Raw genomic sequence first — 21,817 nt, 5'->3', positions numbered from 1 at the left:
ATGAACCCTGCCCCTGTTGCCGCGCGGCTGCTGATGCTGCGCCATGCGCCGCTGGCCGTGCCGGGTCTGGCCGGTCGCCGCGACGTCGCGGCGGATTGCAGCGACCGCGCGGCGCTGGACTGGGCGCGCGCCGCGCTGGATGGCGCCGGGACGCATTGGTCCAGCCCCGCCCGGCGCTGCCGGCAGACCTGCGCGGCGCTGGATCTGTCCCCGGAATGGCATCCCGCCCTGTGGGAGCAGGATTTCGGCGCCTGGGAGGAACCCGGCGCCACGATCCCCGACCTTGGCCCGCTGCTGCCCGAGGAACTGGCCCGCCAGCGCCCGCCGGGGGGCGAAAGCTTCCTGGACATGGCCGCGCGGGTGCAGCCGCTGCTGGATCGGGCGCAGGGCACCGTGGCCGTGGTCGCCCATGCCGGCACGGTGCGGGCGGCGCTGGCGCTGGCGGTCGGCCCGGCGGCGCTGTCCTTTTCCGTGGCGCCGCTGTCGCTGACCATCCTGGCGCGCAGCCCCGCCGGCTGGGCGGTCGAGGCCGTCAACCGGGTCGCGCCGTGACGCAGGAAACCTTGACCATCGCGCTTACGGCAATGCTGGCCGATGCGCTGATCGGCTGGCCGGATGCGCTTTATCGCCGCATCTCGCACCCGGTGGTCTGGATCGGCCGGCTGATCTCGGCGCTGGACCGGCGCTGGAATGGCGGCGGGCACCGCATCGCCCGCGGCGCGCTGGCGGTCGCGGTGACGCTTGGCGCGGCGGTCGTCCCGGCGCTGCTGCTGACCTGGGCGCTCTTGCCGCTGACCCTCGGCCCCGTTCTGCTGGGCCTGCTGGCCTGGCCGCTGGTCGCCACCCGGTCGCTGCACGATCACGTCGCCGCCGTGGCCCGGCCGCTGGCCCAGGGCGATGTGCCGCAGGCCAGGGCGGCAGTGGCGATGATCGTCGGCCGCGACCTGGACGACCGGCCCCAGCCCATCGCCCGCGCCGCCCTGGAAAGCCTGGCCGAAAACACCTCGGACGGGGTGGTCGCGCCGCTGTTTTGGGCGGCGGTGGCAGGTCTGCCGGGGATCGCGGCCTATAAGGCGATCAACACGCTTGATTCGATGATCGGCCACATGAGCCCGCGCCACGCGCTGTTCGGGCGGGTGGCGGCGCGGCTGGACGACCTGGTGAACCTGCCCGCCTCGCGCCTGACCGGGCTGCTTTTTGTCGTGGCGGCGGGGTCGCGGCGGGCCTGGCGAGTAATGCGCCGCGATGCGCGCCGCCACCGCTCGCCCAATGCCGGCTGGCCCGAGGCCGCCATGGCCGGTGCGCTGGACGTGCGCCTGTCGGGTCCGCGCCGCTATCACGGCGTGGAAAGCCCCGAGCCCTGGCTGAACGAAGACGCCCGCGACCCCGGCCCGCAAGACCTGCTGCGCGGGCTGGCGCTTTATCGCCGGGCGATGGTGCTGCTGGGACTGGCGCTGGCGCTGGCCTTGGCGCTTTAGCTCCAGTCGAAGAAATCGGCGGGCGCGCGGGCGCGCAATTCCTCGGCCAGGTCGCTGCCCATGGCGGCGCCGTCAGCGGCAAGGCCGCGGCGCTCGCCCACGATCACCTCGCTGCCGTCGGGGCGCAGGATCTCGCCGCGCAGGTGCAGCCGGTCGCCGTCCAGTTCCGCAAGCCCGGCGATGGGCGTCTGGCAGGAACCGTCCAGCCCGGCCAGAAAGGCGCGCTCGGCCGTGACCCGCAGCCCGCTGTCGCGGTCGGCGATGGCGGCCAGCAGCGCGGCGACGCGCGCATCACCGCTGCGCCGCTCGACCCCGATGCAGCCCTGGGCCACGGCCGGCAGCATCTCGTCCGGTTCGACCGCGCCCCGCGCCACATGCAGCATGCCCAGCCGGGTCAGCCCGGCCATGGCCAGAAAGGTCGCCACGGCGACCCCCTCTTCCAGCTTCTTCAGGCGGGTCTGCACGTTCCCGCGAAACTCCACCAGCTTCAGGTCCGGCCGCCGCGCCGCCAGTTGCGCCCGCCGCCGCAGGCTGGATGATCCGACCACTGCGCCGGGCGGAAGCTGGGAAATCGCGCCGTATTGCGCGCTGACAAAGGCGTCGCGCACATCTTCGCGCGGCAGGTAGCAGTCGATCATCAAGCCGTCGGGCTGGATCGTCGGCATATCCTTCATCGAATGCACGGCGATGTCGATGTCCTGCGCCAGCAGCGCATCCTCGATCTCGCGGGTGAACAGGCCCTTGCCGCCGATTTCTTTCAGCGGCCGGTCCAGCACGCGGTCGCCGGTGGTCTTGATCACCACGATCTCGAACGCATCGGCCGCCAGGCCATGCGCGGCGATCAGCCGGTCGCGGGTTTCATGCGCCTGGGCCAGCGCAAGCGCCGAGCCGCGGGTGCCGATGCGGAGGGGGTTCTGGGGGTCGGGCATCTGGGTCATGGCACAGGGCTTAGCCCGCCCCCTCGGCCTTGACAACGGGGGCGGGCGCGCCATGAAGGGGGCGAGAGGTGAATTATGTCCGAAAAAACCATCCTGCGCGCGCTCAAGGGCGAGCGTCTGCCCGTTCCGCCCGTCTGGATGATGCGCCAGGCCGGCCGCTACCTGCCGGAATACCGCGCCACCCGCGCCCAGGCCGGCGACTTTTTGTCGCTGTGCTATAACCCCGACCTGGCGGCCGAGGTCACGCTGCAACCGATCCGCCGCTATGGCTTCGACGCGGCGATTCTCTTTGCCGATATCCTGCTTTTGCCGCAGGCGCTGGGGCTGGACCTGTGGTTCGTCACCGGCGAGGGGCCGCGGCTGTCGACCGTCACCACCGCGGCGCAGGTCGCGGCGCTGAAACCGGCCGCGGCGATCCACGACACCCTGTCGCCCATCTATGAAACCGTGCGCATCCTGGCGCGGGAACTGCCGCGCGAAACGACGCTGATCGGCTTTGCCGGCGCGCCCTGGACCGTCGCGACCTATATGGTCGCCGGCCGCGGCACCCCCGACCAGGCACCGGCCCATGCCTTCATGGCCCAGGACCGCGCCGCCTTCGCCGCCCTGATCGACCTGATCACCCAGGGAACCATCGACTACCTGTCGGCCCAGATCGAGGCCGGGGCCGAGGTCGTCAAGCTGTTCGACAGCTGGGCCGGCTCGCTCAAGGGCCGGGACTTCGACGATTTCGCGCTCGAACCGACGCGGCGGATCATCGCGGCGCTGAAATCGCGCCATCCCGGCATTCCGGTCATCGCCTTTCCGCGCGAAGCCGGGCCGCGCTATGCGGGCTTTGCCCGTGCCACCGGGGCCGATTGCGTGGCGCTGGACAATTCGGTCAGCGCCGATTGGGCAGCGGCCGAGGTGCAAAAGGACGGCTGCGTCCAGGGCAACCTCAATCCGCGCCTGCTGGTCAGCGGCGGCGACGAACTGGTGGCCGAGACGCGGCGGATCGTGCAGGCTTTCTCGCAGGGGCCGCATATCTTCAACCTCGGCCATGGCATCACCCCCGAGGCCGACCCCGACAATGTGACGCGGATGCTGGAAGCCATCCGCGGCTGACGGGCGGGATCGGCGCTTGAGCTGGATCCTGGCCACGCTGATCGCCGCCGCGGCCCAGACCGGGCGCAACGCGGCGCAGCGGCGGCTGACCGCGGAGCTGGGCACCATCGGCGCGACCGCGGTGCGCTTTCTCTTCGGCCTGCCCTTTGCCGCGCTGGTTCTGGCTGGCATGGCGTGGCTTGCGCCGGTGCCCAGGCCCGATGCCACGGTGCTGGCCTGGACGGCGTTGGGGGCGGGCGCGCAGATCGCCGCCACCGCGCTGATGTTGCTGACGATGGAAAACCGCGGCTTCGGCGTCACCACGGCGCTGATCAAGACCGAGCCGGTGACGCTGGCCCTGATCGGCGCCCTGCTGCTGGCCGAACCGCTGGGCCCCGCGCGCATGGGCGCGATCGCCACGGCGACGCTGGGCGTGACGTTGATGTCCGGCGCCGACTGGCGGCGCGGCGGCTGGCGGGCGGCGGGGCTGGGCATCGCGGCCGGGGCGCTGTTCGGCCTGTCGGCCATCGGCTTTCGCGGTGCGATCCTGGCGCTGCCCTTTGGCGACGGCGCGGTGCGGGCGGCAACCGTGCTGGTCCTGGCCCTGGCCCTGCAAAGCGCGATCATGCTGGCATGGCTCGGCGCGCGCGACCGCCCCGCCCTGGCCGGCATCGCCCGGCACTGGCGCGGCTCGCTGGGGGCGGGCGCGCTGGGGGCGCTGGCCTCGCTGTTCTGGTTCCTGGGCTTTGCGCTGACGGCGGCGGCCAATGTCCGCACCCTGGCCCTGGTCGAGGTGGTGCTGGCGCAGATCGTCTCGGGCCGGCTGTTTCGCGAAGGCGTCTCGCGCCGGCAACTGGCCGGGATGGCGCTGGTCGTGCTGGGCGTCGCGGCACTGGTCGCGACGAGCGGCTAGAATCGCATGAGTATTTGGAAAACGGTGAACAGCCCCCCAAGCGGTCCATTTCACCGTTTTTCAAATACTCAAATCACCGCCCTGCCACCGGATCGGCCTTTCCGCCCCGCGCGCTGCGGGCTAACAAGGGCGCATGACCCTGCCCGCCCTTTCCCCCGATCAGGCCGAAGCCTGGGATGCGCTTGCCGCCATCCTGGAAGAGGCCGGCATCGACCTGGTCTCGGAAGAAATCGCGCCGCCGCAGCCCGGCAAGGGGCGGGTGATGGCGGTGATCGGCAAGGCCGGCTCGGGCAAGACCCTGCTGCTGGCGGAACTGACCAAGGCGCTGAAGGCGGCCGGGGTCGACATCATCTCGGGCGATTACGAAGGCAAGAAGCGCAAGGACCGCCGCACCGTCGCCATCCTGGCCCCCACCAACAAGGCGGCCTTCGTGCTGCGCATGCGCGGCGTGCCGGCGACCACGATCCACCGCATCCTTTACACCCCGGTCTATGACCCCGAATACGAACGCATCGCCGACTGGCTGACCGGCGCCGGCGAGCGTCCGTCGGTCGCGGGGCTGATGGAGGGGCTGACCGACGCGGCGCTGGACCGCGCCAAGGCGTTCTACGACCAGCATGCCTCGATCCCCGGCGCGCTGGCCGCGGCGGGGCTGCGCGGCTCGGACTTCATTCGCGGCTGGAAGCGGCGCGAGGAAGGGCTGGACATCGGGCTGATCGACGAAGCCTCGATGCTGGACGAACGGCAATTCGACGACCTGCGCGAGATCTTTCCGGTGCTGGTGCTGTTCGGCGACCCGGCCCAGCTTGCCCCGGTGGGCCAGTCGGGGCAGATGGTGTTCGAGCGGCTGGCCCCCTCGCAGCGGCTGGTGCTGAGCCGCATCCACCGCCAGGAAGGCGACAGCCCGATCCTGGACCTTGCCCATGCGCTGGCCGATCCGGCGCTGGAATTCGACGCGTTCGAGCGGATGATCCGCGACGCCGCCGCCCGCGACCCGCGGGTAATCTGGGCCGAACGGGTGGAATCCGACCTGATGGCGCAAAGCCCGGTGCTGGTCTGGCGCAATATCACCCGCATCAAGCTGATCCAGGCCTTTCGCTCCGCCTATGGCGCGCCGGGCGACGCGCTGCTGCCGGGCGAGCCCCTGATCTGCGACGGGCTGGAACTACCCTTGAAGCACCGCAAGAAGCGCATCGACCTGGAGGCGCGGGGGCTGATCAAGGGCGCGCAGGTGGTCTATCTGGGGCCGGGCCGCAAGCCCGGCTTTTCGCGCCTGCATGTGGTGGGGGCCGAAGACCCCCGGCTTTCCGCGGCCAGCATCGTCAAGATCGAGATGCCCGATGTCGAAGAGCCCTTCATCCCCTTTGCCGCCCGCATGGGCGCGACCTTCCTGCATGGCGCGGCGGTGACGATCCACAAGGCGCAGGGCAGCCAATGGCCCGACGTGCAGGTCTTTGCCCCCGACATTGCCGCCGCCGCCTGGTCGGGCCGCTCCGAGGCCGGCATCGCGCTGTGGAAGCGGCTGGCCTATGTCGCCATCACCCGCGCCCAGGAACGGCTGCACTGGGTGGTCAAATCGCGCCTCGCCCGACCCTCGGCCCCGTTGGGCATCGACCATCTTGCCGTGCCGGCCGCCACGCTGGAACTGGCCGCTGAAGCCGAGGCCGGGGACTAGCCGCGCCGCGACGGTTTGCGCGCGCCGCCGGCTGGACGTAGCTGGGCCATGCGCAGCTCCAGCGCCTCGGCCAGGGCCTCGCGCGGGATGCCGGTTTCCTGGGACAGGCGCAGCAGGCCGAAATGCACCCGCGCCAGTTCCTGGTAATAGCGGGTGAAGCTGTAGTTGATCGACGCCCCGGCCAGCGCCCCCAAGACCGGCACCGCCTGCGCCGCCAGCTTCTGCGCAAGTGAGGCCGAAAGCCGCGGCGCCACCCGCGCGATCAGCGCCTGCACGGTCTGGCCGGTGATGGTCATGCGCGCGGCCAAGAGACCCAGGTCGGCGCCGTCGTCATCCGCCATCGGCCCGGCCGAGGCAAAGACGTGCAGCGCCTCGCGCCGCGCCTCGTCCGAGACGGGGTCGAACCCATGTTCGGCGGCGATATCCATGATGGCGCGCAAAAGCAGCGTCACCGTCACCGGCAGTTCCAGCGCCGCGCCGCCGATCCCGGCAAGCCCGCCCACCGCCCCCGAGGTGGTCGAGAGCAGCCGGTTGAACATGTCGCCGCGTTCGCGCAGCACCCCCCGCGACCGCGAGGCGGCGTCAAAGGCGCGGTTCAGCGCCGCCAAGGTGATGCGGTCCACGCGGCCGCGCACGCCCGCCGGAAAACGTTCGATCAGCCCCTCGGCCTTGCCACCGACGGCGGTCAGCAATTCCATCGCGATGCCCCCGGCCTGAAGGTAGCGCCGCGCCAGCCTGTCGATCGCGGCATGCACGGTCGGGTCGTCGATGGGCGGCAGCACGGTCTGGCGGAGGGGGATCTGGCTTTGTTCGGTCATCCTGCGGATACCTTGCGATGTCATGGCTGTGCTAGAACTGGGCATTGGCAGAGGAACCCGCAACCCGTGCCAGAGGTTCCTAAGGCGAATCGGCAGCCCGCCGCCGCAGGGCGGGACGCAAGAACGACGGAAAGAACAAGGACAAGGAAGACCGCCATGACCATCCGCCGCATCATCCCCGCCCTGACCCTGACCGCCGCGCTGGTGCTGGGACCGGCCGCCCTGGCGCAGGAAAGCGGGGCGCAAGACACCGGAACGCAAGGCACGGCAGAGCAGGCGACTGCCCAGGCCGCGGCCCCCGAGATGGGGCTGACGCTGGCCGATCTGGGCAGGGACCAGGGCCTGACCGCGGCGGTCGAGAAGATGGCCGAGGGCCACCAGATGCCCGAATGGCTGCGCGAGGGCGCGGTGATCTCGCCCAGCCAGACCGTGGCTTTCGGCGGCCAGGAATACCTGGCCATGATCGCCTGCAAGCAGCACGACTGCGCCGAAAACCAGTTCGCGGTGCTTTACGCACCGGGCAGCGGCACGGCGCACGGGGTTCTTTCGGTGCGCGACGGCGAGGGGGCGGAGCTGCTGACCTGGCTTGGTATGGCCGGCGGACCCGAGACCATCGACGGGCGCACCATCCTTTACGCGGCGCTGACCGGCAGCCTGGCCAACCACCCGCAGGATTTCCGCTATGCCGAATGATGATCGGGCGGCGCGACCTGAATGCAGCCTGGGCTGCGCCGGTCCGCCGGGCGCGGATCGCCGGTTTCGCGCTCGACCGCGCCGGTGATCCCGGACCAGGCGCCGGGCACCAGTTCGATCCCCAGCACCCGGTCGGGGTTGGTCGGAGGGGGCATCTCGACGCCTTCCAGCTTCCAAAAGCCGAAACGCCGGTAATAGGGCAGATCGCCGACCAGCATGACCCGCTGCCAGCCCATGGCGGTCGCCCGCGACAGGCTTTCGCGCATCAGCAGGCCGCCCAGCCCTTCGCCCTGCGCCGTCGGGTGGACGGCGACGGGGCCCAGCAGCAGGACCGGGCTGGCGCCGACCCGCACCGGCCAATAGCGGATCGCGCCCATCAGCGCGCCGAAATCGTCGCGCAGCATCAGGCATAGCGGCAGAACCGGCGCCACCCCCTCGCGCAGCCGATACGAGGACAGCGCCGTGCGCCCCGGCGCAAAGCACAGGTCCAAAAGCGCCTCGACCTCGGGCGTGTCGGCGGGGGTTTCGGGGCAAAGTTCGTACATCCTGCCTCCTGGACTGGCATGGATCGGGGCGCGGCGCAGGACGGCCTAGCATGCGGGCGCCGCCGCGAAAACCGCCTGCGGAGACGGGCGGGCTAAAAATCCCGCCCCGAGTTCCGGGGCGCGCGGCCGGGCGATGGGGGCCAGGGCGGCTACGCAGGATCTTTGCGCTTGATGCGCGATTCCATCGCGTTAAAATCGGGGCCGAGGCCGTTTCCGTCGCCGGTTCTGGGCATGTCCCTGCGGAGATGTGGCGCACTCCCGGCCTCGACCTCCCGGCCGTGCCGGCCTGGGTGCTTGACGCGCCGCGCGCATGGGGCCACTTCTGGACCCGCAATCCAAGGACCAGCGAGGCACCATGTTCTACCGACCCCAGGACGGCCACGGGCTGCCGCACAACCCGCTGAGCGCCATCGTCGCGCCCCGTCCCATCGGCTGGATCTCGACCCGCGGGCGGCTGGGCGACAATCTTGCGCCTTATTCCTTTTTCAACCTGACCGCCTATGTGCCGCCGCAGGTGATGTTCGCCTCGACCTCGGACAAGCCGGACCGGCCGGGCACCAAGGACAGCGTGGCGCAGATCGCCGAATCGCGGGTCTTTTGCGTCAATATCGCCGACGGCACGCTGAAAGAGCAGGTGAACGCCAGTTCCGCCGCCCTGCCTGCCGGCATGGACGAGTTCCAGGCCGCGGGCATCGAGCCCGCCGATTGCCAGACCATCGACTGCCCGCGCGTCAAGGGCGCGGCCGCGGCGCTGGAATGCCGCGCCACGCGCATCCAGCGCCTGGCGGGCGAGGCGAATTTCATGGTGCTGGGCGTCGTGACCGGCATCCACCTGCGCGAGGATTGCCTGAAGGACGGCCGCTTCGACCTGCATGGCCTGGGCTGGTTGTCGCGGCTGGGCTACCGGGATTACGCCATCACCACCCAGACCTTCGAAATGGAGCGCCCCTGATGGAAACGACCAACGGAAAGCGCCGCCGCGACAATCGCGCGGTGCGCGACTATATCCGCACCATCGTCGATTTCCCGCATGAAGGCATCCTGTTTCGCGACGTGACCACGCTTTTCGCCGATGCGCGGGGCTTTCGCATGGCGGTGGACCAGCTTCTGGCCGCCTATGCCGGCGAGGATATCGACAAGGTGGTGGGGCTGGAGGCGCGGGGCTTCATCCTGGGCGGCGCGGTGGCGCATCAGCTTTCCGTGGGTTTCGTGCCGATCCGCAAGAAAGGCAAGCTGCCCGGCGCCGTCATCAGCCAGGCCTATGCCCTGGAATATGGCGAGGCGGTGATGGAGATCCATGACGACGCGCTGCGTCCCGGCGAACGGGTGCTGATCGTGGACGACCTGCTGGCCACCGGCGGCACCGCGGCGGCCGGGATCTCGCTTTGCGAGCGGCTGGGGGCCGAGGTCGTGGGCTGCGCCTTTGTGATAGAGCTGCCCGAGCTGGGCGGGCGCGCGGTGCTGGAGGGGCTGGGCCAAGAGGTCCATGCCCTGACCAGTTTCGAGGGCGCCTGATCCCTTGCGGGCCGCACGGGCCGGGGTTAGGTGGTGGCCCATGGACAAGAAACCGCCCCTGACCCTTTACCTGGCCGCGCCGCACGGCTTTTGCGCCGGCGTGGACCGCGCCATCAAGATCGTCGAGCTGGCGCTTCAGAAATGGGGCGCGCCGGTCTATGTCCGCCACGAGATCGTGCACAACAAGTTCGTCGTGGACAGCTTGCGCGACAAGGGCGCGGTCTTCGTCGAGGAACTGGACGATGCGCCCTCCGACCGGCCGGTGATCTTTTCCGCCCATGGCGTGCCGAAATCGGTCCCGGCCGAGGCGCGGCGGCGCGAGATGGTCTTTGTCGACGCCACCTGCCCCCTGGTCAGCAAGGTCCATGTCGAGGCCGAGCGCCATCACGCCGAGGGCTTGCAGATGGTGATGATCGGCCATGCCGGCCACCCGGAAGTGCTGGGCACCATGGGACAATTGCCCGAGGGCGAGGTGCTGCTGGTCGAGACGGTCGAGGACGTGGCGCGGATCGAGCCGCGCGACCCTGGGCGGCTGGCCTTCATCACCCAGACCACGCTGTCGGTCGATGACACCGCCGCCATCGTCGCCGCCTTGCAGGCCCGGTTTGCGGGCATCGTCGGCCCGGCCAAGGAGGATATCTGCTATGCGACGACCAACCGCCAGGCCTCGGTCAAGGCCATCGCCGGGCGGATCGACGCGCTTTTGGTGATCGGGGCGCCGAACAGTTCCAATTCGCGCCGGCTGGTCGAGGTCGGCCGCGCCGCCGGCTGCGCCTATTCGCAACTGGTGATGCGCGCCGACCAGATCGACTGGCGCGCCATCGCGGGGGCGCGGGCGGTGGGGGTGACCGCCGGCGCCTCGGCCCCCGAGGTGCTGGTGGACGAGGTGGTCGCGGCCTTTCGCGACCGCTATGAGGTGACGGTCGAACTGGTCGAGACGGCGCGCGAGAATGTCGAGTTCAAGGTGCCGCGGGTCTTGCGCGAAGCCTGAGGCGGGACGGCCGGCGGGACTGTCGCGGGGGCTCTGCCCCCGGCCCTGCGGGCCTCCCCCGGAGTATTTTTGAAACGGAGAAAGATGGGGATGAAGCTCTGGTCGATGCCGGTCCAAGGATATCGCGGCAAGGCGCAGCCGCCGGGGATGTCCCGAGTTTGCGATTGCGGGGCCGCCGATATGGTGGATGCGCCGTCGCGCCGGGGCTGTTTGGACCCAGGCACGCTGGCCGGCCTGGAAAGGATGGTGGGATGAGCGCGCTTTATGCCTGGACCGACGGCGCATGCAGCGGCAATCCCGGCCCCGGCGGCTGGGGGGTGCTGATGCGCGCCCTGGAGGACGGGCAGGTGCTGAAGGAACGCGAATTGTCCGGCGGCGAGGCGCTGACCACCAACAACCGCATGGAGTTGATGGCGGCGATCGCGGCGCTTGAGACGCTGAAGCGGCCCAGCGAGATCACCGTGACCACCGACAGCGCCTATGTAAAGAACGGCGTCACGCAATGGATCCACGGCTGGAAGAAGAACGGCTGGCGCACCGCCGACCGCAAGCCGGTGAAGAATGCCGACCTGTGGCAGCGGCTGGACCTGGCGCAGGCCCGGCACCGGGTGCGCTGGGAATGGATCAAGGGTCATGCCGGCCATCCCGAGAACGAGCGCGCCGATGAACTGGCGCGGGCGGGCATGGCGCCCTTCAAGCCGGCGAAGGTTTCGGGATGAGCATCGGGGCGCTGATCGCGCTGCTGGATCATGCCAGCGTGCTGGTCTTTGCCCTGACCGGGGCGCTGGTCGCCAGCCGCGCCCAGCTTGACCTGGTGGGTTTCGTCTTTCTGGCCACGCTGACCGGGATCGGCGGCGGCACCCTGCGCGACCTGGTGCTGGGCCGGGCGCCGGTGTTCTGGGTCGAGCGGCCGGAACTGCTGCTGCTGACGGCCGGGGCCGCCGCCGCGGTGTTCCTGACCGCGCATCTGCTGGAAAGCCGCTATCGCGCCATCCTGTGGCTGGACACCTTTGCCCTGGCCGTGGCGGTGCCGGCCGGGGTCGGGGTGGCGCTGGAGGCGGGGGTCGGCCCGGTCGTCACGGTGCTGATGGGGGTGATGACCGGCACCTTCGGCGGGCTGATGCGCGATGTGGTCGGCAACGAGATGCCCCTGGTGCTGAAGCAGCGCGAGCTTTACGTCACGGCCGCCTTTGGCGGGGCGGTGGCGGCGCTGCTGTTGCTGACGCTGGGCAGCCCGCGCGGCTGGGCGCTGATCGGCGGCGGCGCGGTGGTGCTGCTGCTGCGCGCGGGCAGCATGGTTTTCGGCTGGCGGTTGCCGGTCTACAAGGCCCGGCCGCCGCGGCGCTAGGTTCGGCAGGCCGGACCGGCAAGATTGCCAGGGGCGGATCTTTTGTCTGGCCTGGCGCGTGGGTCAGCGCAGGGCGGGGGGACCGGGGCGACGTTCGCGCAGATCCTCGACCCCCATGCGCAGGCCGGCGCCGATGCGATGCGCCAGCGCCGACCAGGCCGCCGCCGTTTCGGGCGGAAGCGTGCGGCGCAGGGTTTCGTCGAAAAGCATCAGCCAGGGCGCGAAATGGCCGGCCTTCACGTCGCCGGCGCGCATATGGACCTGCATCGGATTGCCGTCATAGCCGCGCTCGTAAAGGATGGCATTGCGCCAGAAGCGGGCGATCTTGGCCTCGTGCTCGGGCCAGTCGGCGACATGGCCGGCAAAGACCGGGCCCAGCACCTCGTGCCGGCGCACCGCGGCGTAGAAGGTGGCGACGACGCGGTCGATCTGTTCGGGCGTGACATCGAAACGGGGCGGGATCATGGCCCGGATATGGACCCCAAGCGCCGGCGCCGCAAGCCCCCTTGCCCGGCTGCAAGCGGCGCTTGCAGGGCGGGGGGCGGTTTCCTATAACCCGCGCATGTTCAGCAGGGCGCGGATTTTCCGAATTATTCGCCCGGCGGCGTAGGGAACCCCTCGCCGCCGGGTCACGCATGCCTGCCCTGCCACCGAAGGATCCCCGCCAGATGAGCGACACGACCACCCCGACCGCGCCCGATTACCGCGACACCGTCTTCCTGCCCCGGACCGATTTCCCGATGCGCGCCGGCCTGCCGCAGCGCGAGCCGGAATGGCTGGCCCGCTGGGAGCGGATCGGCATCTATGACCGGCTGCGCGAGCGGGCGGCGGGACAGCCGGGAGGCCGGGCGCCCTTTATCCTGCATGACGGCCCGCCCTATGCGAACGGCCACCTGCATATCGGCCATGCCCTGAACAAGACGATCAAGGACATCATCGTGCGCAGCCACCAGATGATGGGCCGGGATGCGCGCTACGTGCCGGGCTGGGACTGCCACGGACTGCCGATCGAATGGAAGATCGAGGAGCAATATCGCAAGGAAGGCCGCGACAAGGACGCGGTGGACGTGGTCGAGTTCCGCCAGGAATGCCGCCGCTTTGCCGAATCCTGGGTCGGCATCCAGCGCGAAGAGTTCAAGCGGCTGGGCATCACCGGCAAATGGGACGACCCCTATCTGACCATGGACCATCACGCCGAGGCGGTGATCGCGGCCGAGTTCATGAAGCTGTTGATGAACGGCTCGCTTTATCAGGGCTCGAAGCCGGTGATGTGGTCGCCGGTCGAGAAGACCGCGCTGGCCGAGGCCGAGGTCGAGTATCACGACCATCAGAGCCACACCATCTGGGTGCGCTTCCCGGTGGAATCGTCGCAGGGTATTTGGGCAACGGAGAAACCTGCAAGCGTGGTGATCTGGACCACCACCCCCTGGACCATCCCGCAGAACCGGGCGGTGGCCTATAATCCGGGCGTGGCTTACGGGCTTTATCGCGTGGGCGCGGTGGCCGAGAATGCGACCGCGAAGGCGGGCGAATTGCTGGTGCTGGCCGATGCGCTGGCCGAGAGCGTGCGCGCCGCCGCCAAGGTCGAGGAGTGGGAGCGGGTCCGCGACGTGGCCGCGGCCGACCTGGAGGGGCTGGTGCTGGCCCACCCCCTGCGCGGGGTCGAGGGCGGCGCGGGCGAGTGGGATTACGCCGTGCCCATGCTGCCCGGCGAGCATGTGACCGAGGATGCGGGCACCGGCTTTGTGCATACCGCGCCCAGCCATGGCGACGACGACTATCAGCTTGGGCTGCGCTTCAAGCTGCCGATGACCTATAATGTGGAACCCGACGGCTCTTATCGCGCCGACCTGCCGATCTTTGGCGGCCAGGCGATCATCGCGCCGGACGGCAAGGACGGCCCGGCCAATGTCAGCGTCATCAAGCAGCTGGCTTATGCGGGCGCGCTGCTGGCCAAGGGCAAGATCAAGCATTCCTATCCGCATAGCTGGCGCTCCAAGGCGCCGCTGATCTATCGCAACACGCCGCAATGGTTCGCCGCCATCGACCACGGGCTGACGGACGGCATGGGCGACTATGGCGACACCATCCGCGCGCGCGCGCTGACCAGCATCGACAGGCTGGTGAAATGGTGGCCGCAATCGGGCCGCAACCGCATCCATTCCATGGTCGAGAACCGGCCCGACTGGGTGCTGTCGCGCCAGCGCGCCTGGGGCGTGCCGCTGACCTGCTTCGTCAGGAAGGGCGCAAGGCCCACGGACCCGGAGTTCCTGCTGCGCGACCAGCGGGTGAACGACCGCATCATTGCCGCCTTCGAACGGGACGGCGCCGATGCCTGGTATCGCCCCGGCTTTGCCGCCCAGGTGCTGGCGGGCGTGGCCGATCCGGCCGATTACGACCAGGTGATGGACGTGCTGGACGTCTGGTTCGACAGCGGCTCGACCCATGCCTTCGTGCTGCGCGACCGCGCCGACGGGGCGCCGGACGGCATCGCCGACGTCTATCTGGAGGGCACCGACCAGCATCGCGGCTGGTTCCAGTCCTCGCTCTTGCAGGCCTGCGCGACCAGGGGCCGGGCGCCCTATCGCAACGTGGTCACGCATGGCTTTACCCTGGACGAAAAGGGCATGAAGATGTCCAAGTCGCTGGGCAATACCATCGTGCCGGCCGAGGTCATCAAGCAATACGGCGCCGACATCCTGCGGCTTTGGGTGGCGCAGACCGACTATACCGCCGACCAGCGCATCGGGCCGGAAATCCTGAAGGGCACCGCCGACAGCTATCGCCGGCTGCGCAACACACTGCGCTTCATCCTGGGCAACCTGGCGGATTTTTCCGAGGCCGAGCGCGTCGAGCCGGCGGCGATGCCCGAACTGGAACAGTGGGTGCTGCACCGCATTGCCCAGATCGACGGGCAATTGCGCCAGGGCTATGACCGCTTCGATTTCCAGGGCGTGTTCCAGGCGGTGTTCCAGTTCGCCACCGTGGACCTGTCGGCCTTCTATTTCGACATCCGCAAGGACGCGCTTTATTGCGACGCCCCCGATGCGCTGCGTCGGCGGGCGGCGCGCACGGTGCTGGACCTGCTGTTCCACCGGCTCGTCACCTGGCTGGCGCCGATCCTGCCCTTTACCATGGAGGATGTCTGGCTGAGCCGCTTTCCGTCCGAGGATGACAGCGTGCATCTGCACGATTTCCCGGCAACCCCGGCTGAATGGCTGAACGAGCCGCTGGCGCGCAAATGGGAAACCATCCGCCGCGTGCGCCGCGCCGTCACCGCCGCGCTGGAGATCAAGCGGACCGACAAGGTTATCGGCGCCAGCCTGGAAGCCGGGCCGGTGGTGCATGTCGAGGCCGCCGAAGAGTTGCAGGCGCTGAAATCGGTGGATTTCGCCGATATCTGCATCACCTCGGCGCTGAGCCTGACCAGCGATCCGGCCCCGGCCGAGGCGTTCCGCATGTCGGACGTGCCCGGAATCGGCGTGGTGTTCGAGCGGGCGGAGGGCAAGAAATGCCAGCGCTGCTGGAAGATCCTGCCCGATGTCGGCAGCCACGCGCATCCGGGCACCTGTGCGCGCTGCGACGCGGTGCTGGACGCCTAGCCGCCGGTCCGCGGCTGCCCGGCGGCATCCCGCGCGCCGCCCGGCAGCCTAGCGCAGCCAGAGCCCGGCTTTCTTCAGCATCTGCCGGGTCCGCCCTTCGTTCAGGGGCCGGTCGCGCTGGAACATGGGGCGGATGCGGTCCCGGCCCACCCCTTGCAGCACGATGGTGCGGGCCGGTTCCCACGCCTCGGCCAGGGTCTTCAGCCGCGGGTCGTGCAAGACCGCCTCGACCGTCTCGACCGCCAGGTCGCTTTCTCGGGCGTAAAGCAGCGGCAGGTCGCGGTAATGGCAAGTCACGTCGCCGTCCAGCCCCGCCAGGCCGGGACCGGGCCGGCCGCCGCCCAGGGCATGGATCACCAGCGGCAGCGCCACCTGGTCCAGCAGCACCTCCAGCGTCTGGCTGGCCAGCGCCTCGCCAGGTTCCTCGCGGATCGCCAGCGCCCAGTCCAGGAAGCGCCGGCCGAATTCCTGCGGATCGGCGCCGAAAAACCAGCCCGCGTTGAAATACAGGTACCGTTCCCAATGCTCGTCGGGCTGGCCGGGGTCCAGCGAGCTTTCGTAATCCAGCCCGAAACGGTCATAAAGCGATTTCCAGATCGCGCCATAGCCGGGGCCGTAAAGCGGCGGCTCGGGCCATGTGCCGGTGCGCCGCATCGAGGCGGAGGGACGCGAAAACTCCAGGGGCAGCCGATCCAGCGGGCCGGTGACAAGCGTATCGCTGTCGAAGAAGATAAAGGGCTCGCCGGGCGGCAGGGCCGCCAGCGCCTCGATCTTGTTGCCATAGGGATAGCCGGCGCCGAAATGCTGGGCGGTAAAGGGCAGGATTTCGGCGCCGAAACCCGTCAAGGCATCGCGAATCGGGCCGGGCATCGCGGTTTGCGCCCCGGCCCAGGCCCCCTCGGGGCGGGGTTCTGCAACGACCAGCCGGCCGCTCCAGCCCGGCGCGTGGCGGCGCAGGCTGGCGGCGAAAAGCAGCGCCTCCATTCCCAGGCGCTGGCCCTGCCCCACCACAAGGATGTTGAAGACGCCGGTGGACGCAGGCGGCGCGGCTGGAACTTCGGCCGCGGGCGAATCGCGGCGCCGGACTCTTTCGGCCTGGCGGGCCTGGCGGCGGGCTTCGCGCTCGGCGCGATTGGCGGCCTGCCGCGCCGCCCGCTCGGCGGCCCGGTCCGACGACGGCGGCGCCTGGGTTTCGTCCCGAATCTCGCCCTTGTCCTTGTCCGTCATGCCACGCCCCTGTGCGAATCTTTAACCGCGACAGGTCTAGCAACAACGGTCCACCTCGTTCCAGAGGTGAATTGATTTTTCTTTGCTCAACCTGTATACGATAAAGCGGCCTAGGACAATGATGCCAAAGGGTTTTCGAATTAGCTAAAACCGCCCGAACGCGGCAAAAACCTCACTAAAAAGGCAGGTGTTCGGCCTAAGCCTTTCGTTGCAGGCTAGCCTCAGCCGTTGAACGATTTCCGCTTTTACAGGTTCGGCCAGACCGGATGAGACAATAGGGCACTGCGCTCATCCGGTCGCTCTTTTTCGAATTTGCCATTTCGGCTTTTCATTGTCGATTACCTCGACAATGCAAGGCGCTTTTTCGCCGACGGATCACCGGAAAAATGCCTGATTTTCGCCGATTATCCCGCGGCGGGACCCGATATTCGCGCATTCCGTGCATTTGGACCCGGCCGCGCAAGGAATAATGCAGGGTCCGCATCCGCCCCTACCCCGTATCCGGCAGCGAATGGCGCGAATCGGCCGGGCCTTTGATCTGCGGCCGGCCATTGCGTTTTCCGGCCGGATCGGGAAAGTCCGGCCGAAATCGGGCTTGGGCTGTTGTGAGGGGTGGCATGGTTGCGCCGATCGTGGGGATTTGCCGCTTTTCCTTTCTGGGCCGCGGCGATTGGCAGGCGTTTTCCGGCATCCCGCGCGGCTCGGCGGCCGAGGCGGCGGCGATAGAGCGCAGCCGCGCCGCGCTTTACGACGATGCGCGGCTGCGCTTTCGCTTTCACAGTTTCGAACGGCTGACCCTGGCCTCGCTTCGGGCGCAGACTGACCCGGATTTTCACTTCCTGGTGCTGAGTTCGCCCGCCCTGCCCCGCCCCTGGCAAGAGCGGCTGCGGGCGCTGTGCCAAACCCTGCCGCAAGCGCGGCTGGTTCTTTCCGATGCGGCGGATGTGGGCACCGCGCTGGCGCCGGTGCTGGCCGAATTGGCGCGCCCGGCCGGGCCGGCGATCCAGTTCCGGCTGGATGACGACGATTGCCTGTGCGGCGATTACGTCGCGCGGTTGGGGCGGGCGGCCCGGATCATGCAGGACCAGCGCAGCTTTGCCTTTTCCCTGCCGCGCGCGCTTGTGGTCACGCATTACCAGGGCGGCGGGCCGCGCCATTACGAATGCAGCCTGCCGTTTCACGCCGCCGGCGCGGCAGCGCGGCTAAGCCAGCCCCATCGCAGCGTCTTTGCCTTTGGGCATTACGCGCTGATGCGGCGTTTTCCGGCAATGCTGGACCATGGCGCCATCGGCTCGTTGCAATTGAAGTTTCAGGGCCACGATTCGCGCATGGTCGCGGCCGTTCCCGGCAGCGGCCTGTCGCCGCTGGACGAGCCGGGGTTTCGCGAATTGCTTGCCCGCAATTTCCCCTTTCTCGATCCGTCCTGCCTGTCCGGGTTGATGGCGCTTCGGGATAGCGCGGGCTAAGCGGCAGCCAAGCCGGCGCGACGGCGGGAACTTCACCGGCGAAATGGGCGTTTCCTTCCCGTATCGAAAACGCAATCCGACTGAAAGGAACGCCAATGAACTGGGATATCATCGAAGGCAAATGGAACCAGCTCAAGGGCAGCGTCAAAGAGAATTGGGGCGACCTTACCGATGACGAACTGACCGAGGTCGGCGGCAAAAGGGACAAGCTGGCCGGCAAGCTGCAAGAGAAATACGGCTGGACCAAGGAACAGGCCGACGAGCAGATCGACGGCTTCTTCCGCGACAAGGTCTGAACCGCGCAGACAAGGGGCTTTCGCCGCATGGCGGAGGCCCTTTTTCGACGCGGCGAATGTCGTATAAAATGGAACAAAATACGAACTAATCGCCCATTGAACCTCCGGCGCGAGCTTCCTATCTTGTCAGCCAAGCAGGGGGCGCAGACTGCCTGTCTTAGGGGTTGCGCTTCTTGGCGAGAAAGGACTGATTCCATGAACGAATTCGCCCAGACTACCCATCCGGTCCTGCCCTTGCGGGATATCGTGGTGTTTCCGCACATGATCGTGCCGCTGTTCGTCGGACGCGAAAAATCGGTGCGGGCGCTCGAAGCCGTGATGGAGCAGGATCGCCCGATCCTTCTTGCGGCGCAAAAGGATGCCGCCGTCGACGAGCCCGCCGCCGAGGGGATCTTCCGCACCGGCGTGCTGGCCAATGTGCTGCAACTGCTGAAGCTGCCCGACGGAACCGTCAAGGTCCTGGTCGAAGGGCGCGAGCGGGTGCGCATCACCGATTTCATCCCCAATGACGCCTATTTCGAGGCCCGCAGCGAGACGCTGGCGGAAGAGGCGGGGGACGAAGATACCGTCACCGCCCTGACCCGCGCCGTCGCCGAAGAGTTCGAGCGTTACGTCAAGGTGCGCAAGAACATCCCCGAAGAAGTGGTCTCTGCCGTGGCCGAGGCGGGCGACGCCGCGCGCCTGGCCGATCTGGTCAGCGGTCACCTGGGCATCGCCCTGGATAAAAAGCAGGAACTGCTGGAAACCCTGGTGACGGCCGAGCGGCTGGAAAAGGTTTACGGCCTGATGCAGGGCGAAATGTCGGTCCTGCAAGTCGAAAAGAAGATCAAGTCCCGCGTCAAGACGCAGATGGAGAAGACCCAGCGCGAATACTATCTGAATGAGCAGATGAAGGCCATTCAGAAAGAGCTGGGCGACGGCGAGGATGGCGGCAACGAAATCACCGAGCTTGAGGAAAAGATCGCCGCGACCAAGTTCAGCAAGGAGGCCCGTGAAAAGGCCGAGGCCGAACTGAAGAAGCTGAAGTCGATGTCGCCGATGTCGGCAGAGGCCACGGTCAGCCGCAACTATCTGGACTGGCTGCTGGCGCTGCCCTGGGGCGTGAAATCGCGCGTCCGCAAGGACCTGACCAAGGCCGAAGAAGTGCTGGACGCCGATCATTACGGCCTGGAAAAGGTCAAGGAACGGATCGTCGAATACCTGGCGGTGCAGAACCGCTCGGCCAAGCTCAAGGGGCCGATCCTGTGCCTTGTCGGGCCTCCGGGTGTCGGCAAGACCTCGCTGGGGCGTTCGGTGGCGCGGGCCACGGGGCGCGAGTTCATCCGCATCAGCCTGGGCGGCGTGCGCGACGAATCCGAGATCCGCGGCCACCGCCGGACCTATATCGGCTCGATGCCCGGCAAGATCATCCAGGCGCTGAAAAAGGCCAAGACGACCAACCCGCTGATCCTTCTGGACGAAATCGACAAGATGGGCCAGGATTTCCGCGGCGATCCGGCCAGCGCCATGCTGGAGGTGCTGGACCCCGAACAGAATGCGACTTTCGTGGACCACTATCTGGAAGTGGAATACGACCTGTCCAACGTGATGTTCGTGACCACCGCCAACAGCTACAACATGCCGGGGCCGCTGCTTGACCGGATGGAGATCATCCCGCTGGCCGGCTATACCGAGGACGAGAAGCGCGAGATCGCGCGCCAGCACCTGCTGCCCAAGCAGATCAAGGCGAACGGGCTGCGCAAGGGCGAGTTCTCGGTAACGGACGAGGCGCTGACCCATGTGATCCGCTATTACACCCGCGAAGCGGGGGTGCGGTCGCTGGAACGCGAGATCGCCAAGCTGGCCCGCAAGGCCGTGACCGAAATCCTCAAGGGCAAGGTCAAGTCTGTCGAAGTGACGCCCGACCAGGCCGAGGACTATCTGGGCGTGCGCCGCCACCGCTACGGCCTTGCCGAAAAGGACGACCAGATCGGCGTGGTGACGGGCCTGGCCTGGACCCAGGTCGGCGGCGATCTGCTTCAGATCGAGGCGTTGAAGCTGCCCGGCAAGGGCCGCATGAAAACGACCGGCAAACTGGGCGATGTGATGAAGGAATCGATCGACGCCGCATCGTCCTTTGTCCGCTCGGTCAGCCCTGAACTGGGGGTGAAGCCGCCGAAGTTCGAAACGGTGGATATCCACGTCCACGTCCCCGAAGGGGCGACGCCCAAGGATGGTCCCTCGGCAGGGATCGCCATGGTCACGTCGATCGTTTCGGTGCTGACGCAGATCCCGGTCCGCAAGGATGTCGCCATGACCGGCGAGGTCACGTTGCGCGGCAATGTCCTGGCCATCGGCGGGCTCAAGGAAAAGCTGCTGGCGGCGCTGCGCGGCGGCATCAAGACGGTGCTGATCCCGGCCGATAACGAAAAGGATCTGGCCGAGATCCCGGCGAATGTCCAGGAAGGGCTGAAGATCATCCCGGTCAGCAATGTGCGCGAAGTGCTGCGCCATGCGCTGGTGCGGATGCCCGAGCCCATCGAATGGGACGAAGCCGCCGAAGAAGCGGCCGAGGCCAGCCGCCTGGCCGCGACCCGCGGCCAGGGCGGCGGCGCGACGGTCGCCCATTGACATCAAGCCGCGCGGGCCAACAGCCCGCGCGGCTTCTTCTTGACCGAGGCTCCATTCGGAAAGGAGTTCGCTCATGGCAAGTTCCCAGGCAAGACAAGATCCCGACCCGGACGAGCCGACACCCGCCACCGTTCTGCAAAAGCGCCAGCTTCTGGCCCAGGTGGCGCGGCGAACCGGCTTGCGCAACAGCGAAGTCAAGGCGGTCGTCGAGGCCACCTTGGCCGAATTGGGCGAAGCCATCGCCTCGGGCATGACGCTGGCATTGCCGCCCCTGGGCCGGGCGCGCATCAGCCGGCGCCACGACAGGTCGGGCGGCGAGGTCATCACATTGCGCCTGCGCCGCCGCACCACCGGGGCGGCGTGATTTTTCGCCGGACCCCTCTTGCAGCCTGCCGCGGCTGCGGCTATCTAGCGCGCACCGGGCGATTAGCTCAGCGGTAGAGCGCTTCGTTCACATCGAAGATGTCAGCGGTTCAAATCCGTTATCGCCCACCATGTTTTCATCGGCTTAGGTCAGCGCATACGAAGCGCGCCTAAGTCGATTGAACCTTCCCCCAAGCTTTTGCACACCCGGCCCTGGCCGGCTTGTCTGGACAATGCAGCCAGGGCAAACGCATGG

21 protein-coding genes and 1 tRNA gene are annotated in these 21,817 nt (G+C 68.3%); 17 read left to right on the top strand and 5 right to left on the bottom strand.

The window, feature by feature from the left end; genetic code table 11:
• Entirely contained in the window at positions 1–552 is a 552-nt protein-coding gene (locus F3H32_RS03460; RefSeq protein ID WP_149764430.1) for a histidine phosphatase family protein, read from the top strand.
• Between the two features lie 17 nt (positions 553–569).
• The gene (gene cbiB / locus F3H32_RS03455) at positions 570–1,478 is read left to right on the top strand and encodes an adenosylcobinamide-phosphate synthase CbiB (protein ID WP_394349608.1); all 909 of its coding nucleotides are present in this window, start codon (positions 570–572) and stop codon (positions 1,476–1,478) included.
• On the opposite strand, the gene hemC is transcribed toward cbiB, so the two are convergent.
• Entirely contained in the window at positions 1,475–2,416 is a 942-nt protein-coding gene (gene hemC, locus F3H32_RS03450; RefSeq protein ID WP_149764426.1) for a hydroxymethylbilane synthase, read from the bottom strand. The two genes, cbiB and hemC, sit on opposite strands and share 4 nt — an antisense overlap.
• Positions 2,417–2,491: 75 nt before the next feature.
• Between hemC and hemE the strand changes: the two genes are divergently transcribed.
• The 3 genes from hemE to F3H32_RS03435 all read left to right on the top strand — a co-directional run bounded on the left by hemE (position 2,492) and on the right by F3H32_RS03435 (position 6,087).
• Positions 2,492–3,520, top strand: a complete 1,029-nt coding sequence (gene hemE, locus F3H32_RS03445; RefSeq protein ID WP_149764424.1) for a uroporphyrinogen decarboxylase — start codon at positions 2,492–2,494, stop codon at positions 3,518–3,520.
• Between the two features lie 16 nt (positions 3,521–3,536).
• On the top strand, positions 3,537–4,412 hold the full coding sequence (locus tag F3H32_RS03440) for an EamA family transporter (protein WP_149764422.1): 876 nt from the start codon (positions 3,537–3,539) through the stop codon (positions 4,410–4,412).
• Positions 4,413–4,545: 133 nt separating this feature from the next.
• A complete protein-coding gene (locus tag F3H32_RS03435; RefSeq protein WP_149764421.1) occupies positions 4,546–6,087 on the top strand; it encodes an ATP-dependent DNA helicase in 1,542 nt (513 codons plus the stop codon).
• On the opposite strand, the gene F3H32_RS03430 is transcribed toward F3H32_RS03435, so the two are convergent.
• Positions 6,084–6,905, bottom strand: a complete 822-nt coding sequence (locus F3H32_RS03430; RefSeq protein ID WP_149764419.1) for an EcsC family protein — start codon at positions 6,903–6,905, stop codon at positions 6,084–6,086. The two genes, F3H32_RS03435 and F3H32_RS03430, sit on opposite strands and share 4 nt — an antisense overlap.
• A 156-nt stretch (positions 6,906–7,061) precedes the next feature.
• Here F3H32_RS03430 and F3H32_RS03425 point away from each other — a divergent pair, with 156 nt between their 5' ends.
• Entirely contained in the window at positions 7,062–7,598 is a 537-nt protein-coding gene (locus tag F3H32_RS03425; RefSeq protein ID WP_149764417.1) for an Ivy family C-type lysozyme inhibitor, read from the top strand.
• Here F3H32_RS03425 and F3H32_RS03420 read toward each other — a convergent pair.
• A complete protein-coding gene (locus F3H32_RS03420) occupies positions 7,586–8,143 on the bottom strand; it encodes a GNAT family N-acetyltransferase (RefSeq protein ID WP_149764415.1) in 558 nt (185 codons plus the stop codon). The two genes, F3H32_RS03425 and F3H32_RS03420, sit on opposite strands and share 13 nt — an antisense overlap.
• A 355-nt stretch (positions 8,144–8,498) precedes the next feature.
• Between F3H32_RS03420 and F3H32_RS03415 the strand changes: the two genes are divergently transcribed.
• The 5 genes from F3H32_RS03415 to F3H32_RS03395 all read left to right on the top strand — a co-directional run bounded on the left by F3H32_RS03415 (position 8,499) and on the right by F3H32_RS03395 (position 11,997).
• Positions 8,499–9,095 carry a flavin reductase family protein gene (locus tag F3H32_RS03415; protein ID WP_149764640.1) on the top strand — a complete coding sequence of 199 codons (597 nt, stop codon included), beginning with the start codon at positions 8,499–8,501 and terminating at the stop codon, positions 9,093–9,095.
• Positions 9,095–9,658, top strand: coding sequence for an adenine phosphoribosyltransferase (locus F3H32_RS03410; protein ID WP_149764413.1), 564 nt, complete (start codon positions 9,095–9,097; stop codon positions 9,656–9,658). Before F3H32_RS03415 ends, F3H32_RS03410 begins: the two co-directional genes overlap by 1 nt.
• A 40-nt stretch (positions 9,659–9,698) precedes the next feature.
• Positions 9,699–10,649 carry a 4-hydroxy-3-methylbut-2-enyl diphosphate reductase gene (gene ispH, locus F3H32_RS03405; protein ID WP_149764411.1) on the top strand — a complete coding sequence of 317 codons (951 nt, stop codon included), beginning with the start codon at positions 9,699–9,701 and terminating at the stop codon, positions 10,647–10,649.
• 251 nt (positions 10,650–10,900) lie between these two features.
• Positions 10,901–11,368 carry a ribonuclease HI gene (rnhA, locus tag F3H32_RS03400; RefSeq protein ID WP_149764409.1) on the top strand — a complete coding sequence of 156 codons (468 nt, stop codon included), beginning with the start codon at positions 10,901–10,903 and terminating at the stop codon, positions 11,366–11,368.
• Entirely contained in the window at positions 11,365–11,997 is a 633-nt protein-coding gene (locus F3H32_RS03395; protein WP_149764407.1) for a trimeric intracellular cation channel family protein, read from the top strand. Before rnhA ends, F3H32_RS03395 begins: the two co-directional genes overlap by 4 nt.
• Positions 11,998–12,060: 63 nt before the next feature.
• On the opposite strand, the gene F3H32_RS03390 is transcribed toward F3H32_RS03395, so the two are convergent.
• Positions 12,061–12,462, bottom strand: a complete 402-nt coding sequence (locus F3H32_RS03390) for a group III truncated hemoglobin (protein WP_115755090.1) — start codon at positions 12,460–12,462, stop codon at positions 12,061–12,063.
• 203 nt (positions 12,463–12,665) lie between these two features.
• Between F3H32_RS03390 and ileS the strand changes: the two genes are divergently transcribed.
• Positions 12,666–15,599 carry an isoleucine--tRNA ligase gene (ileS, locus tag F3H32_RS03385; RefSeq protein ID WP_149764405.1) on the top strand — a complete coding sequence of 978 codons (2,934 nt, stop codon included), beginning with the start codon at positions 12,666–12,668 and terminating at the stop codon, positions 15,597–15,599.
• 48 nt (positions 15,600–15,647) lie between these two features.
• Here the strand turns inward: ileS and F3H32_RS03380 are convergent, their stop codons facing one another.
• Complete coding sequence (locus F3H32_RS03380; RefSeq protein ID WP_149764403.1) at positions 15,648–16,826, bottom strand: hypothetical protein; 1,179 nt, start codon at positions 16,824–16,826, stop codon at positions 15,648–15,650.
• A gap of 617 nt (positions 16,827–17,443) precedes the next feature.
• Here F3H32_RS03380 and F3H32_RS03375 point away from each other — a divergent pair.
• From F3H32_RS03375 to F3H32_RS03355, 5 genes are all read left to right on the top strand, one after another.
• Entirely contained in the window at positions 17,444–18,292 is an 849-nt protein-coding gene (locus tag F3H32_RS03375) for a glycosyltransferase (protein WP_149764401.1), read from the top strand.
• Between the two features lie 95 nt (positions 18,293–18,387).
• A complete protein-coding gene (locus F3H32_RS03370) occupies positions 18,388–18,588 on the top strand; it encodes a CsbD family protein (RefSeq protein ID WP_149764399.1) in 201 nt (66 codons plus the stop codon).
• A 195-nt stretch (positions 18,589–18,783) separates the two neighbouring features.
• Positions 18,784–21,198: an endopeptidase La gene (gene lon, locus F3H32_RS03365; RefSeq protein ID WP_149764397.1), complete on the top strand. Its 2,415-nt coding sequence runs from the start codon at positions 18,784–18,786 to the stop codon at positions 21,196–21,198.
• Positions 21,199–21,271: 73 nt separating this feature from the next.
• Positions 21,272–21,562, top strand: coding sequence for an HU family DNA-binding protein (locus F3H32_RS03360; RefSeq protein ID WP_115755096.1), 291 nt, complete (start codon positions 21,272–21,274; stop codon positions 21,560–21,562).
• A 56-nt stretch (positions 21,563–21,618) separates the two neighbouring features.
• Positions 21,619–21,693 (top strand) — tRNA-Val (locus tag F3H32_RS03355).
• Positions 21,694–21,817: the final 124 nt, after the last annotated feature.

The sequence above is a fragment of the Paracoccus thiocyanatus genome (genome assembly GCF_900156255.1).
Lineage (GTDB): Bacteria > Pseudomonadota > Alphaproteobacteria > Rhodobacterales > Rhodobacteraceae > Paracoccus > Paracoccus thiocyanatus.
The sequence above is the reverse complement of the archived record's forward strand: the minus strand, read 5'-3'. Positions and strand labels throughout refer to the sequence as shown.

What these genes read in the sequence shown, in the direction of transcription:
- F3H32_RS03460 (WP_149764430.1), top strand. Translation starts at nt 1, where the DNA reads ATGAACCCTGCCCCTGTTGCCGCGCGGCTGCTGATGCTGCGCCATGCG.
- hemC (WP_149764426.1), bottom strand. Translation starts at nt 2,416, where the DNA reads ATGACCCAGATGCCCGACCCCCAGAACCCCCTCCGCATCGGCACCCGC.
- hemE (WP_149764424.1), top strand. Translation starts at nt 2,492, where the DNA reads ATGTCCGAAAAAACCATCCTGCGCGCGCTCAAGGGCGAGCGTCTGCCC.
- F3H32_RS03435 (WP_149764421.1), top strand. Translation starts at nt 4,546, where the DNA reads ATGACCCTGCCCGCCCTTTCCCCCGATCAGGCCGAAGCCTGGGATGCG.
- F3H32_RS03430 (WP_149764419.1), bottom strand. Translation starts at nt 6,905, where the DNA reads ATGACCGAACAAAGCCAGATCCCCCTCCGCCAGACCGTGCTGCCGCCC.
- F3H32_RS03425 (WP_149764417.1), top strand. Translation starts at nt 7,062, where the DNA reads ATGACCATCCGCCGCATCATCCCCGCCCTGACCCTGACCGCCGCGCTG.
- F3H32_RS03420 (WP_149764415.1), bottom strand. Translation starts at nt 8,143, where the DNA reads ATGTACGAACTTTGCCCCGAAACCCCCGCCGACACGCCCGAGGTCGAG.
- F3H32_RS03415 (WP_149764640.1), top strand. Translation starts at nt 8,499, where the DNA reads ATGTTCTACCGACCCCAGGACGGCCACGGGCTGCCGCACAACCCGCTG.
- F3H32_RS03410 (WP_149764413.1), top strand. Translation starts at nt 9,095, where the DNA reads ATGGAAACGACCAACGGAAAGCGCCGCCGCGACAATCGCGCGGTGCGC.
- ispH (WP_149764411.1), top strand. Translation starts at nt 9,699, where the DNA reads ATGGACAAGAAACCGCCCCTGACCCTTTACCTGGCCGCGCCGCACGGC.
- rnhA (WP_149764409.1), top strand. Translation starts at nt 10,901, where the DNA reads ATGAGCGCGCTTTATGCCTGGACCGACGGCGCATGCAGCGGCAATCCC.
- F3H32_RS03395 (WP_149764407.1), top strand. Translation starts at nt 11,365, where the DNA reads ATGAGCATCGGGGCGCTGATCGCGCTGCTGGATCATGCCAGCGTGCTG.
- F3H32_RS03390 (WP_115755090.1), bottom strand. Translation starts at nt 12,462, where the DNA reads ATGATCCCGCCCCGTTTCGATGTCACGCCCGAACAGATCGACCGCGTC.
- ileS (WP_149764405.1), top strand. Translation starts at nt 12,666, where the DNA reads ATGAGCGACACGACCACCCCGACCGCGCCCGATTACCGCGACACCGTC.
- F3H32_RS03380 (WP_149764403.1), bottom strand. Translation starts at nt 16,826, where the DNA reads ATGACGGACAAGGACAAGGGCGAGATTCGGGACGAAACCCAGGCGCCG.
- F3H32_RS03375 (WP_149764401.1), top strand. Translation starts at nt 17,444, where the DNA reads ATGGTTGCGCCGATCGTGGGGATTTGCCGCTTTTCCTTTCTGGGCCGC.
- F3H32_RS03370 (WP_149764399.1), top strand. Translation starts at nt 18,388, where the DNA reads ATGAACTGGGATATCATCGAAGGCAAATGGAACCAGCTCAAGGGCAGC.
- lon (WP_149764397.1), top strand. Translation starts at nt 18,784, where the DNA reads ATGAACGAATTCGCCCAGACTACCCATCCGGTCCTGCCCTTGCGGGAT.
- F3H32_RS03360 (WP_115755096.1), top strand. Translation starts at nt 21,272, where the DNA reads ATGGCAAGTTCCCAGGCAAGACAAGATCCCGACCCGGACGAGCCGACA.